The sequence below is a fragment of the Desulfuromonas sp. KJ2020 genome (genome assembly GCF_024197615.1).
Taxonomy (GTDB): Bacteria; Desulfobacterota; Desulfuromonadia; order Desulfuromonadales; family SZUA-540; genus SZUA-540.
In genome coordinates, this window is sequence record NZ_JAKUKE010000003.1 from 210,970 (window position 1) to 224,241 (window position 13,272).

At 55.9% G+C, this 13,272-nt stretch carries 12 protein-coding genes and 1 tRNA gene; 9 read left to right on the forward strand and 4 right to left on the reverse strand.

From position 1 onward, the window contains the following. Positions 1–2: 2 nt before the first annotated feature. Genes MJO47_RS09385 through MJO47_RS09410 form a run of 6 tightly spaced genes read left to right on the forward strand, consistent with a single transcriptional unit; the run spans position 3 to position 6,104 of the window. The gene (locus tag MJO47_RS09385; RefSeq protein WP_253960868.1) at positions 3–761 is read left to right on the forward strand and encodes a hypothetical protein; all 759 of its coding nucleotides are present in this window, start codon (positions 3–5) and stop codon (positions 759–761) included. Further along, positions 761–4,672 (forward strand): DUF1983 domain-containing protein, encoded by a 3,912-nt coding sequence (locus MJO47_RS09390; RefSeq protein ID WP_253960869.1) that lies wholly within the window; start codon positions 761–763, stop codon positions 4,670–4,672. The genes MJO47_RS09385 and MJO47_RS09390 overlap by 1 nt, the downstream gene beginning before the upstream one ends. A gap of 12 nt (positions 4,673–4,684) precedes the next feature. Beyond that, the gene (locus MJO47_RS09395) at positions 4,685–4,843 is read left to right on the forward strand and encodes a hypothetical protein (RefSeq protein WP_253960870.1); all 159 of its coding nucleotides are present in this window, start codon (positions 4,685–4,687) and stop codon (positions 4,841–4,843) included. Positions 4,844–4,846: 3 nt separating this feature from the next. Then, positions 4,847–5,461, forward strand: coding sequence for a hypothetical protein (locus MJO47_RS09400; RefSeq protein WP_253960871.1), 615 nt, complete (start codon positions 4,847–4,849; stop codon positions 5,459–5,461). Positions 5,462–5,472: 11 nt separating this feature from the next. Beyond that, positions 5,473–5,781 (forward strand): hypothetical protein, encoded by a 309-nt coding sequence (locus MJO47_RS09405; RefSeq protein WP_253960872.1) that lies wholly within the window; start codon positions 5,473–5,475, stop codon positions 5,779–5,781. Beyond that, on the forward strand, positions 5,778–6,104 hold the full coding sequence (locus MJO47_RS09410) for a hypothetical protein (protein ID WP_253960873.1): 327 nt from the start codon (positions 5,778–5,780) through the stop codon (positions 6,102–6,104). The genes MJO47_RS09405 and MJO47_RS09410 overlap by 4 nt, the downstream gene beginning before the upstream one ends. 67 nt (positions 6,105–6,171) lie before the next feature. Here the strand turns inward: MJO47_RS09410 and MJO47_RS15540 are convergent. The 4 genes from MJO47_RS15540 to MJO47_RS09425 form a co-directional block, all read right to left on the reverse strand. Then, positions 6,172–6,247 (reverse strand) — tRNA-Ala (locus MJO47_RS15540). Between the two features lie 101 nt (positions 6,248–6,348). Next, the gene (locus MJO47_RS09415; protein WP_253960874.1) at positions 6,349–7,635 is read right to left on the reverse strand and encodes an NCS2 family permease; all 1,287 of its coding nucleotides are present in this window, start codon (positions 7,633–7,635) and stop codon (positions 6,349–6,351) included. A gap of 117 nt (positions 7,636–7,752) precedes the next feature. Beyond that, positions 7,753–8,643: a phosphoribosylaminoimidazolesuccinocarboxamide synthase gene (locus MJO47_RS09420; RefSeq protein WP_253960875.1), complete on the reverse strand. Its 891-nt coding sequence runs from the start codon at positions 8,641–8,643 to the stop codon at positions 7,753–7,755. A gap of 14 nt (positions 8,644–8,657) precedes the next feature. Next, a complete protein-coding gene (locus MJO47_RS09425; RefSeq protein WP_253960876.1) occupies positions 8,658–10,595 on the reverse strand; it encodes a peptidylprolyl isomerase in 1,938 nt (645 codons plus the stop codon). Between the two features lie 192 nt (positions 10,596–10,787). On the opposite strand from MJO47_RS09425, the gene MJO47_RS09430 reads away from it, so the two are divergent. The 3 genes from MJO47_RS09430 (at position 10,788) to mreD (ending at position 13,268) form a co-directional block, all read left to right on the forward strand. Continuing rightward, positions 10,788–11,831, forward strand: coding sequence for a rod shape-determining protein (locus tag MJO47_RS09430; protein WP_253960877.1), 1,044 nt, complete (start codon positions 10,788–10,790; stop codon positions 11,829–11,831). A gap of 97 nt (positions 11,832–11,928) precedes the next feature. Then, a complete protein-coding gene (gene mreC, locus MJO47_RS09435; protein ID WP_253960878.1) occupies positions 11,929–12,747 on the forward strand; it encodes a rod shape-determining protein MreC in 819 nt (272 codons plus the stop codon). Further along, positions 12,744–13,268: a rod shape-determining protein MreD gene (gene mreD / locus MJO47_RS09440; protein WP_253960879.1), complete on the forward strand. Its 525-nt coding sequence runs from the start codon at positions 12,744–12,746 to the stop codon at positions 13,266–13,268. The genes mreC and mreD overlap by 4 nt, the downstream gene beginning before the upstream one ends. Positions 13,269–13,272 lie beyond the last annotated feature (4 nt).

The following is a 13,272-nucleotide window of genomic DNA, read 5'->3' on the forward strand; positions in this document are numbered from 1 at the left end:
ACATGAGCCAGCCTGCATTCCTGTATTGCTCCTATCTCCCCTCGGCGGTCGTGACGGCTCCGGGCTGGTCGGCCGCTTCTTCTGTTGCCGATGTACTGCTTGCCACTGAGGATACCTTTTTGCGCCCGGCTGATCAGGCTGGCGACAAGGCGATCACCATCGATTTCGGCGAGGATCGCACCTGCGACTGCCTGGGGATCGTCGGCAACGCTCTGGATGGGTGTCTGGTTGATGTCGAGGCCTCGGCGGACGGGTTTGTCTCCGATATCGTCCCCCTTGCTTCCGGAGTGACCCTTGAAGCCACCGCCAACGCCGCCGCCGTTTCGTTTGCCGCCGCCGTAAAGCCTTCTATCCGGTTGACCTTCAAAAGCGGATTCTATCCAAGCAATTTACGGGTGGCATGGCTGTGCGCTTCGAAGCTGGCCCTCTTGCCCTATATGGACGATGGCAGCTGGAACCCCGAGGATCTGGATGTCGAAGGGGAATTCCTGATCAGCCAAAGGGGGCTGTTTTTGGGTTCTGAGGTAGAACGGGCCATGATTTCACTGAATTTGGCTTTCGGCCAGGTGTCGGATTTCGAATTTACCTTGTTCGAAGCATGGAAAAATGCCTGCGTCGCGACCATGTCGCCGTTTTTCTTTGTTCCAGACGTTGACGAACCCAAAGTGTTTTTTGGGTGGCCGCCCAAAAAGTTTGTGGCCCCGATCAAACATGGGATGTATGACGTCGGTACGATCACCATGACCACCCGGGGGGCCTGATGCCGAGCGAAGCGTATCTCGACGCCGCAAAATCAGGGAACCGCGAGCCGGTTATCCTGGCATCGGTGGAGTCTGTGTCCTCGATCAAGCAGTCCCTCGAGACCCGCGTCGACTGGGCGGACTCAAAGCTGCTTACCCGGGTGGATATCGATTCCGTGCCGAGCAAGGTTCTCTCTCAGCAGATAATCCAGTCGTCCTTGAAGCCCGACTGGCCAAATATGGCTATCTTCGCGCCTGCAACAGACCACTACCTAGTAGAGGTTCGCGGCACGGTGGAGATCTCCTGCTGGACTACGTCCATGTCGATGGACCCGTATTTTTACATTGTCTGTCTGAACGACTCCACCCTGTATAACTACGCAACCTCAGATCAGAAGTACACTGGGCAGGGAACATGGAGCTACGGAAACAAGGTGTACGTCGATGTAGTTTTCCGATTCGTTCTCTCCGAAATGATCCCGGCAGGGGTGACGCCAAGACTGCAAACGTGGGTGCAGCAAGTGCCGGGCCTATCGACGGTGTTCAGTTCAAAATGGGCATCCGACCCCGTGGTGGTCTACTCAACCCCAACCTCCAAGATACAAACCCGCTCGATCGACCTGGGCGTGGTACCGACCGTACCGACCCGGTTGAACATTGACGATATCGTGCCGGCAAGAGCCTCGGTGGCGTATTCGGCTCGCGGCAGCAATGACGACGTGACGTGGACCTCGCTGGGGTCTGTTTACGATGGCGCCTCTTTGGCGCCGTATCGTTATTACGATGTCACCGCGGACATGACAAGCACGGGGGACGTGACGGAGATATCCCGCATTTCCCTCTCCGGAGGCGACAGTCAGTTTTTGCATTTGAGTACCCACGCGGATCTGCCTGTTGCCGGGGCTCTCCCCGTACTGGAGAGGGTTTCCTCCCGATCGAGCCAGATCGAATTCCTGAAGCTCTCCACCACGGGGGAAGTTTCGGTCGACCTGAAATGGAACAGGGCGGTATCCGACTTGCTCGCCACGGGGTTCGTTAAAAACAAATTCGTCACGATCCGCAGGGGGTACGTAGGCCTTGCCGAGTCTGATTTTGAGCCCGTGTTCACCGGATTCTGGCACGACTACGCTACCAAGGGCCGAAAGGTCACCGTCAAACTGCGCGACGTCATGAGTCGCTTCGCAAAGCGCCGTATCCCGGCTGAGGTGACGGATTCAGAGGGCAACAAAATCACCTCTCCGGTCCCGTTCAACGGCAACGTGATGGACGTTCTGCTGCAGGCGATGGACGTTATCGGCATTCCTGACCGGCTTCTGGACAGGCAGGCCTTTTTGTCGATTCGAGATACGCACCGCAGCGGGTCGGAATGGAGTGTCCGCAGGATCCTGGGCGGTCAAGACGCAGACGGGAAATATCGCGAGCCTGAAAAGGCCGAAGACGTTCTTAACGAACTGCAGACCATTGCCGGGGTGTTCCTGGTGCCCATGCCTGATGGCAGATTGACCCCGTTGCTTTACGACGAGAGCGCCGCGCCCGTTGATACCCTGGATGCCGAATGGTGCGATTTCGGGGGCATCGATGGCGGGCAGAAAGACCTCTACACCCGGCAGTATGTCTACTACTCGCCCTTGAATGAGGACCCCAGCGGAACGAGCGACTATGCCAGGGCTTACTGGATGGTCAACAGCCAGGCTGAAAGCGACTGGGGGCTGACGGACGAAGAAACCGGCCAGGTAGGCGGCGGCGAAAAAACCTGGGAAGAAAAATGGAACGCCACCGCTTCAGCTGTTGAGTCCCTGGCTCTGCGCATGGACGGTTGGTTCGCCAATCCGCACCGGCGCACGTCGGCTACTTGCCCCCCTCGCTATGCCAACGTTTTGCCTGGGCAGATCGTAACCGTCGAGAACCTGAGGATACCGGCCGAAGAGGCCAACTGGCCCGGATTCTCGAACGGCCAACGCATGCTGGTGATCTCCCGCCGAGATGATCCGAAAAAAGGGACCATCGAGTTCGATCTCTTTGACCTGGCTGCCGGAGGAACCCCAGGGCAGGGCACATGGGTGAACCCCATCGTCATCTCCGGAAGCGCCACCCCTTACGGCGCCGGGAATGTCTACACGGCCGCAGGCGGCACGCCACCCTACTCCTGGGCGGCATCGGCCGGCACCCTCACCGTGCTCGATGCCGACTCCGTCAGCCTTAATGTCACCGGACTGCGCGGACCCATGTCGTTGTCCGTATCCGATGCCGAGCACACCAAGGTCATGAGCCTGCGCGTGCCGCCAGAGCTGCCTGCCGACATCGTCCCTGGCTCGCGCATTGATGGCGTCCATCTCACCTTCCCGGGCCTAATGCTGGAAGAAGGCGACAGGGTCGCTGTCTACACCTCGACCACAGACGATCCGCAGACGGCAACTCTTGCCGGTGAGAGTACCACCAACGAATACTTTCACCACGTCGAACCCAACGTCACCTATTTTTACTGGATAAAACTGGTCGATGGTGACGGCACCGAAAGCCCCCTTTTCCCCGCGGTCAACGGTGTGGAGGCGCTGGCCGGCAAGGTGGCCGAAGATCACCTGGTGCAGGAACTCATCACGCCGATCACCGGAATGTTCCCTTTGGAGCCTGATGTTGTCGAGCCGGGAATAGTTATCCAGCAACTCTCTGACGTAGGTGTGATCGAGTTTCGCATGCGCAATGCGGAAATTGAGATCGCCGCCGGAGTTAGTGGAAACTGGGCTTCAATAACCAGCCGGCTGACTACTTCGGCTTATCAGGCTGACCAGCTCGACAGCAACGGGGATCTTCGTATCGCTTCAGCTGAAAACCGCCTGGCAGTATACGACACCACCAATGCTCCTGCATGGGATGGGGGAACCGCATATAGCTCAGGGACAATCGTTTCAAATGGAGGCGGTTATTATCGCGCCCTCAAGAGTGTTCCTGCCGGAACGGCTGTTGGCAACGCTACATATTGGACTGCCATCACCGCCGGCCTGTTGGCCCAGCAGACTCTTAAGCTCAACATAAACGGCCACGTGGCCGGGATCGGCCTCATGCTGGACGATACCGGCGGCAGTGAGTTTGCCGTGGTGGCCGACAAGTTCAAGATCGTCAATCCGAACCTGCCTGCCGACATTCAGCAGGTTTTTACCGTGGGGCAGATCAACGGCTCTGGATCAGTAGGAATAAACGGCAACCTGGTGCTCGATGGGACTCTCACGGCTCGCACCGTCGGAACCAACCTGCTGATCACAGACGCCGCCAATATAGGCGACGCGGTGATCACCTCGGCAAAAATAGAGAGCCTTCAGGCTGAAAAGGTCGCGGCTGGAGAGCTGAGGGCTGGCCTAGTGGCTTCCTCATCGATGATCACCAAGGGGACATCCGTTACAGTGGCCTACGATGGCACAGCCTCGACTCTGCATGTATTCGATACAACCGACCTGCCCGCATCCGGGACGGCCAAGGCTCTGTCGAGGAATTTTGAGTTCACGAATATCTCTGTGACCTACACCGGGAAAACAGCGACTACGTTGACCGGGGTATCCGTCGTAGGTAATACGGCTTTGCCTGTTGGCACGGCAATCGTTCCAGGCACGACATTTATGGCTATAGACCAAAGCACAGGCGGCATCTATTACGATGGCTCCGGTGGCGAGGTCAAGATCGGCCCGGCTTTTGGAGCGTTTTCAGTTGGCAGCAGTATGGTGAAAATAACGGCCCCGACTTCCTATGGTGGGCTAAGCGTATCCGGTGGCAGTGATGGCTGGCCGGCTCTGCGAGTTTCGGACACAAAGGTGCCGTTGCAGATAAATCCGGTGGGAACTGTCGCACCGACGCACTCGGCATCCGATGGCACCCTTTTCGCCGCCGGAAACGGGCACCTGTACTATCGAGGCGCTGGAGTGTGGAAGCAACTAACCTAAAGGAGAGGACAATTGAACATCCAAACCACCACCGCAAGAGAAAACGAACTTCTGGCCATGTCCTTTGAAAAAAACGCCATCATTGATAGCCTTGCCTCCGAAAAACAAAAGCTCACCGAAGAAAATACCAGGCTGAAGGCCGAAATAGACAAAATCAAAAGGGAGGCATAACTCATGGCCACTGAATTAACCCTGGTCGAAACCAAAGGATCCCCGTTAAACGCCAGCGAGTTTGACCAAAACCTTAAAAACCTGCGCACTGCCGCCGATACGGCACAGGGTGAAATTGACGCGCACGAAGCCGCCGCCGACCCGCACCCGCAATATGAGACCAGCACCGAGGCAGCAGCGAAGATTACGGCCCACGAAGGCGCCGCCGACCCGCATCCCGGTTATGCGCAGGAGGCCAACCTGGGGAGTGCTGCCGTGGCTGATATCCTCGGCACAGTCTCACAGTCGGGCGGTGTGCCAACCGGGGCAATCATTGAAAGGGGCAGCAATGCTAATGGTGAGTATGTCAAATTTGCTGATGGAACGCTGATTTGTTGGGGAGGATACCCTGCCTCATCATCGCCACGGTCAATCACGCTTCCGGCGGCGGCTATCGACTCCGGATATCGTATTATGCCAGCGCATGGTTATGGAGATGGGACCAATTTTTTTGGCGTGTCTTACTCGGGGAAAACCAGCGCAGGATTTACATTGTATCCAATGTATTTGCAATCGGGCGGCGCAACTGGTAATGCCGGAGAGGCAGGGGATTGGGCTATTGTGGGTCGCTGGTTTTGAGGAGTAAAAAAATGAAAATAAATCTATCACCACAACGCAGAGACGATGCTTTAAACGTAAGCCGGACGGGCGATATTCTTACAATCAACGGCGGCGGCTACGATTTCAGCCAATTGCCGGAAGGCGCAACCTTGTCTGCGGCGGCAGTCGATTGCGAATTTATTGTGGGGGATATCTCCCGCACGAACGGCGAGCTTGAATTAACCCTGCTCCTTCCTCATGGACCGAACCCAACACAAGAGCAGGCTTTTCCTCATCCCGTCGAGGTGCTGACCGACGGGCCTATCGCTCTCCCGCAAAACCAGGAGGTGGCCGAATGATCGACTGGTCGCAAGTAAAAACGGCTGAGCAAAAAGCGCGGGAAGCGCAGGAGGCTATCCTGCAACAGCTCACAGAAGCAGTCCAGCGCCACCTTGACACGACTGCCAAAGAGCGCAATTACGACAACATGATGAGCCTGTGCACCTACGCCACGTCATTAAACACTAAATTCCAGTCAGAAGGTCAGGCGGGGGTAGAATGGCGGGATAACGTCTGGGCGACCTGCTATCAGGTGATGGCGGATGTGCTGGCCGGGACTCGACCTGTACCTACAGAGGAAGAACTGCTGGCCGAGCTGCCTGTGTTTGTGTGGCCGATTTAGGTGTGTACAGTGGTGTACAGTGCCGAAGCAAAAAGGGTTAGCGGAAAACCGCTAACCCTTTGATTTTTGGTGGAGCTAAGCGGGATCGAACCGCTGACCTCTTGAATGCCATTYWWGSGCTCTCCCAGCTGAGCTATAGCCCCTTGTTGACGGAGCACTTTATATCAAAACGGATCGATGACTGTCAACAGGTTTTTTAAAGATATTTTCCATAGGTGCATCTTCGCCTTGCGATTCGGTTCCCCTAGAGGGTCAGGCTGACCAGAGAAAAGATAGCGGCCCCTATCAAGAACGGATCACACTGGCGAATTTTGCCCAGGCAAAGTTTGATAAGAACATAGGAAATAAGTCCGAAGGCCAGTCCCGTCGCGATGGAGTAGGTCAGTGGCATGAGGCTGAAGGTCAGAAATGCCGGAGCCCCTTCCTCAAACTGATAAAAATCGACCTGTCCGATCCCGCGCATCATGAATATCCCCACCAAGATCAAGGCGGGTGCCGTAGCATAGGCGGGAACGGCCGCGATGATCGGGGTAAAAAACAGGGCCAAAAGAAAAAGAAGGGCGGTGACAACGCTGGTGAGGCCGGTGCGCCCGCCATCGGAGACCCCGCTGGCCGACTCAACATAGGTCGTGGTCGTGCTGGTTCCCAGCAGGGCGCCCCCAATGGTCGCCATGGCGTCCGCTGTGAGCATCTTTGGCAGTCCGGGGATATTGCCATCCTTGTCCGCCATGCCGGCCTCGCGACAGACGGCCAGCATGGTTCCCAGGCTGTCAAAGAGGTCGACAAACATGAAAGAAAAAATGCTGGCCCACATGGAAATTTTGAGAGCGGCCAGTATGTCCAGTTGAAAGGCGAGGGGAGCAGGAGAGGGGGGGATGGCCATCAGGGCGCTGGGCAACGGGGATATTTTCAGCACCATGCCTATGCCGGCCGTGATGAGAATCGCTAGCAGGATGGAGCCACGAACGCGCCGGACTTCCAAAATAATCGCAAGCAGGAGGCCGATGAGTCCAAGAACGGCCATGGGTGTGAATGTGCCCAGTTGCACCAGGACGGCTTCGCTTTTGACAATCAGCCCGAGATTCTGCATGCCGATGAACGCAATAAACAGGCCGATGCCAACCGAGGTGGCCAGGCGTAGCGAAAGGGGAATGGCGTGAACGATACGCTCCCGTACACCCAGCCAGGTGAGAATAAGAAAAAAGACGCCGGAGAGAAAGACGACACCCAGAGCTGTTTGCCAGGGAACGCCTTGTCCCAGGACGAGGGCGTAGGTGAAAAAAGCGTTGAGGCCCATTCCGGGAGCCATCATAAGGGGGGCGTTGGCCCACAAAGCCACAAGGAGAGTGGCCAGTGCGGCGGCCAGGCAGGTTACGGTAGTCAGTGCTCCTTTGTCCATGCCAGCTTGAGCCAGCATGGAGGGGTGCACGAAAATGATATAGGCCCCGGTGAGAAAAGTAGTGACGCCGGCAGTGATTTCTGTGCGGACATTGGTGCCGTGCTGGTGCAACTGAAACAGCTTCTCGAGCATGGAGTGCCTCCGAAAAGAGTGATGTGGTCGGTTGAGGTTGGAGAAACGGCTATGAAAAGTGTTAAACAAAAAAGCCGGAGGAAAACCCCGGCTTTTGAGTAGCGTCAGTGTATCGCCTTACAGGGAAATACCGGTCAGTCGGGTGAGTGCTTCCATGTATTTTTCCCCGGTTTTGCGAACGATCTCTTCGGGCAGGCTGGGGGCTGGCGCCTTTTTGCCCCAGTCGAGGGTTTCCAGATAGTCCCTCAGAAACTGTTTGTCGAAGCTGGGTTGGGCGCCACCCGGCTGATACTGGTCCTTGGGCCAGAAGCGGGAGGAATCAGGCGAGAGCGCTTCATCAATCCAGATCAGTTCTCCCTCGTAGAGTCCAAATTCGAATTTGGTATCGGCGATGATGATGCCCTTGCCATCGGCAATGTTGCGAGCTTTTTCGTAAATGGCCAAGGTGGCCTTGCGGACCGCTTCGGCCATTTCAAGGCCGCAGAGCTCTACGACCTTGTCGAAGGCGATGTTTTCGTCATGTTCGCCAAGCTCAGCTTTGGTGGAGGGGGTAAAGATAGGGGTGGGCAGCTGTTGGCTTTCTACCAGTCCTGCCGGCAGGGGAATGCCGCAGATGCTTCCCTGCTTCTGGTATTCCTTCCAGCCTGACCCGGAAATGTAGCCGCGCACAATACACTCTACAGGCAGGGGCTTGGCCTTTTTGACCAGCATGCTGCGTCCTTCGAGCTGGTCACGATATTTGTGGGTTTCCGAAGGGAAATCCGCTACATCCGTGGAGATAACATGATTGGGGATGATGTCCTGCATCTGGTCGAACCAGAATTTGGAAATCTGGGTTAGTACGAACCCCTTGTTGGGGATCCCTTCGTTCATGATTACGTCAAAGGCGGAGATGCGGTCGCTGGTGACAATTAAAAGATGTTCACCAAGGTCAAAGATATCACGGACCTTGCCGCGGTTGACCAAATTGAGATCAGGGCAGTTGGCTTGCATTAAGACCGGCGTCATGGCCTTACTCCTCTTTAATCTTTAAGGGCGCTAAGAATCGTGGGAGCGATGGTAATCTCCGATTGCTCCCGCAGGCTTTTAAGGGTTTCCACCAGTTTCTGCTCTTGTTTCCGCGCCAGCAGGGTTTCTCTGAGGGTGTCTCGTATGGCGGGAGTCAGGGTAGCCATATCGGCTTCCTGGCGGTTTTTCAGGGCGGCGACCAGGTATTGTCCGTTGGTGGTGTAGACTTCGGGCGCCGCCGGGTTCTCCTTGGAGAGAGAGAAGGCGACCTGCGCCAATTCGTTGAGGTCGCCGATCCGGGGGACGAAGGACCCGTAGGACCGGGTGAAAGAGCCGGTCTCTTCGACGGGAAGTCCTTGCTGTGCCGCCTGGGATGACAACGATTTGCCAGACTCGATGCCTTTCAGGACTTTCAGGGCAGCCTCTTGGGCCAATTCGCGACTTTTCTCCTGACGAAAGGCCATCTCAACCTGCCGTTGCACTTCGGTCAACTCCGGCAGGCGGGAGGGGCGCTTTTCCTTAACTCCATAGAGAATGATTTGGCCCGGGAGAACGACAGGGCGGGCGAGTTCTTTCGCTTCAAGGGTGAAGGCTACGCCCGAAATTTCAGGGACCATGCCGAGACCGTCAATGGCCTCCTGGCGAGAAAAGAAGCCGGTTTCATGCAACTCGAGGTCGTTGGCGGCCGCTGCTGCAGCCAGATCCCCACTCTTGCGGTTGATGTTGTAGGCATCCATAGCTGCTTCCATGGCCATCTGCTGGGATTTTTCCACTTTTAGACCGGCTTTGATTTCCTCCAGAACATCGGCGAAAGGTTTGATGCCCGCCTCAATATAGCCCTCGCTGCGAATGATGTGAAAACCTTCGGAGGTTTGTACGACCTCGCTGAGGTCGCCGGGTTTAAGGGCGAATGCTGCTTCGACGAATTCCCTGCCGGCCTGATCGCGGGTGATGTAGCCCATCGCTCCGCCATTGGCCGCGGTAGCGACGTCATCGGAATGTTTGCGGGCCAAGGAGGAGAAGTCCTTTCCGGCACGAATCTCGTCCAGTATTTTCTGGGCCAGTTGTCGTTTCTTTTCCAGTAATTCAGACGCGGTCCCCGCCGCCGCTTTGATCAGGATATGCGAAATTTTCGCCTGTTCGTTGATTTCAAAGAGGTCCAGGTGCCGCCGGTAGTATTTTTCGAGATCTTCGTCAGAAAAGGTGACTTTGTCTGTGTACCGGCTGGGGTCAAACTGCAGATACTGCAGGGCGACCGTCTCGGGGAGGCGAAATTCTTCGCGGTTTTCGTTAAAGAAAGATTCCAGATCTTCAGAGTCGACCTTGACTTTGTGTTCAAATAGGGCTGGGGGAGATTTGGCAAAGACAAGATTGACTTTTTCGTTCTGATCCCTGTACTCCTGCTCGATGTCGTCATCGGAGACGCTGACGCCTTCCTGGATTTTTGCCTGAGCCTTGGCGATGAGCAATTGCTGTTTCTGCAGGGCTTCAAAATCTTCAGGCGAGAGGCGCTGATAGGACAGAACCTGCAGGTAGCGTTCTTTGTTGAAGACGCCATTGTCCTGAAAAGCGGGGATGGTGGCAATAGAGTCGACCAGTTCCTTTTGACTCACGCTGATTTTGAGCTTTTTAGCTTCCTGTAACAGGAGGGTCTCATCGATCAGGGACTCGACGACCTGCTTCCTGATGCCGAGCTGTTTCTCCAGGGCTGGCGTAAACTGATCGCGATAGATGTTCTGGTAAAGCTGATAGAGATCGTTGTAGGCGTTCTGGTATTCGTTGTAGCTGATGTCCGTGCCGTTGACCGAGATGGCGACTGCTGGGGTCTCGTCGCGGCCGTCGTCCCCTTTGCCCCAGACGAGGAAAATAGTTCCTACGAACGTGGCAATAATGGCCCAGAAAACGAGTTTAACGATGGTGGATTTCTGTTTTTTGCGAATCAAATCAAGCATTGACGAACCTCTCCTTCAGGCGGTTTAATGAGGTCTAAGGAACAGGGCGCATGTTAGACAATCAGGGGTGGAAATGCAATAACTTTTTCGGTTTATTGGCTTGAAAAAACCTTGTGCTTTTGGTAGTGTAAGCGGCATTTTAAGTAAGGGGAGGGGCCTCCCCTCATGTGGGCGAAAGGAGACATCCGAAACATGTTCAACCTCTTTGATGCCATTCTGGGCATTTTTTCCAATGACCTCGCCATCGATCTGGGAACAGCCAATACCCTGGTCTACCTCAAGGGGAAGGGGATCGTTGTCAGCGAACCGTCGGTCGTGGCGGTGCAGAAGGATAGCATGGGGCAGCGCAAAGTGCTTGCTGTGGGCATGGAAGCAAAGAAGATGCTGGGGAGAACTCCGGGCTCCATCGTAGCCATTCGTCCCATGAAAGACGGCGTCATTGCCGATTTCGATATTACCGAGGAGATGCTGCGGTATTTCATTCAGAAGGTCCATAATCGCAAAACTCTGGTTCGCCCCCGCATTGTCATCTGTGTCCCTTCGGGCATCACCCAGGTGGAGAAGCGGGCCGTCAAGGAATCCGCCGAATCTGCCGGCGCTCGCGAGGTCTATCTGATCGAAGAACCCATGGCGGCCGCCATTGGGGCCGGATTGCCCATCACCGAGGCCTCGGGCAATATGATTGTCGACATCGGTGGCGGAACTACGGAGGTGGCCGTCATCTCGCTGGCGGGTATCGTCTATGCCAAGAGTGTGCGAGTCGGCGGCGACAAGCTCGATGAAGCCATCGTGCAATATATGAAGCGCAAATATAATCTGTTGATCGGGGAGCGCACGGCGGAGCAGATCAAAATCGAGATCGGCAGTGCCTACCCGGACGACCAGGTGCGCAGCATGGAGGTCAAAGGACGCGACCTTGTCAGTGGTATTCCAAAGACTCTCGAGATTGATTCCAACGAAATCAGGGAGGCCCTTTCCGAGCCGATCAACGCTATCGTCGAGGCGGTGCGCATCACTCTGGAAAGAACGCCGCCGGAACTGGCAGCCGACATCGTCGACAAGGGGATTGTGCTGGCCGGTGGTGGCGCTATGCTGAAAAATCTCGATGTTCTGTTGCGTGAAGAGACCGGATTGCCTGTGGTCATCGCTGATGACCCCCTTTCCTGTGTTGTGCTCGGTTCGGGCAAGGTGCTCGATGAGCTCGACCTGCTCAAGCGTGTGGCCATTTCCTATTAAGGCAGGGGTGAGCCCCTGTGGTGGTCTCGCCCGATTTCCCGTCGTCAAGGAGGGCTGCATGCCCTCCTTTTCTTTCCTGTCATAAGTCCGGACTTCCATGCTGGATCTGTTTAAAAAATACAGGACCCTTCTCCTCCTTTGCGCCTTTGTTCTTTCGGCGCTGCTCTTTTACTCAACTCATCTGCGCACCCAGGAGCGCACTACTCTGTTCGAAAAGATGGTTCTGGTTTTTACCGGACCTTTGCAGCAGGGCATGGATGGCTTGGTAACCACCGTTGCCGATACGTGGAGCCGTTATCTCTGGCTGGTGAGAACCGAGGAAGAAAATCGTGAGTTGCTGCAGGAGAACCGGCGTCTTAAAGCGGCTCTCGACCAGCTTGAGGAAGTTCGTCTGAGCAACGAACGGCTTCGCACCCTTCTGAATTTTCGCGAGGATATTCAGCTGCCAGCTCTTCCCGCCCGCGTCATCGGGGAGGATGCCTCCGGCTGGTTCCGTACGGTGGTCATCGACCGAGGCTCTGCCGACGGCGTCACCGAGGGGCTCGCTGTCGTGGTCCCCGAAGGCGCCGTTGGGAGGATTATCGCGGTCGCTCCCGGGTACGCCCGGGTGCTGCTTGTCACCGACCCCTCATCGGCCGTCGCCGCCCTCGTGCAGCGCAGCCGTACCCGCGGCGTCGCTCGTGGCCGGGGTGACAGCCTCTCCTTTGAGTATGCCCTGCGCGATCAGGATGTCGTCATCGGCGATCGCATCATCAGTTCCGGTATGGGCGGGTTATTCCCCAAGGGGATTGTCCTTGGCACGGTGACCCAGGTGGCTCGCGAAGGCTACCGCATGTTTCAGGAAGTGGAGATCGCCCCCTTCGTCGATTTCGACCAACTCGAAGAGGTGCTGATTCTGTTGAAGGAAGACGCATGAGCCGCGCCGTTTACGTTTATTTTTTGATCGGCTACCTCTTTATCCTATTACAGACCTCGTTGTTGCCTGTTCTCCTTCCTTTTAACCTGGAGCCCGACCTGCTCCTGATCCTGGTCGTCTATGTCGGCCTGCTGGAAAACTATATTCGCGGCAGTCTGCTGACTTTTACTCTGGGATGCCTCTTTGATGTCTTTGCCGGACATTATCTGGGCCTGCACGGTTTTGTTCTGCTGGTTATCTTCCTTCTTGTCCGCGGAACGGTCGATCGCTTCAATACCGAAAACTCTCTACTCCTTTTGCTCATGGTCTTCGCCGGCACCTTTATCGAAGGGGGCCTGCTGGTCTTTTCCCTGAAGTTTTTCGCTCACGCCGGGCCTGTCGGCAGTCTGATCCTGTGGCGCCTGCTGCCCCAGGCTATCCTCAATTTTGTCGCTACCTGGCTGCTGCTCAGTGGCGTGTTGTGGATTCAAAAACGCTTTTTTCCCCGTGAGAGCATCCCCGGGCTACAGAAGCTGAGATAGTTGC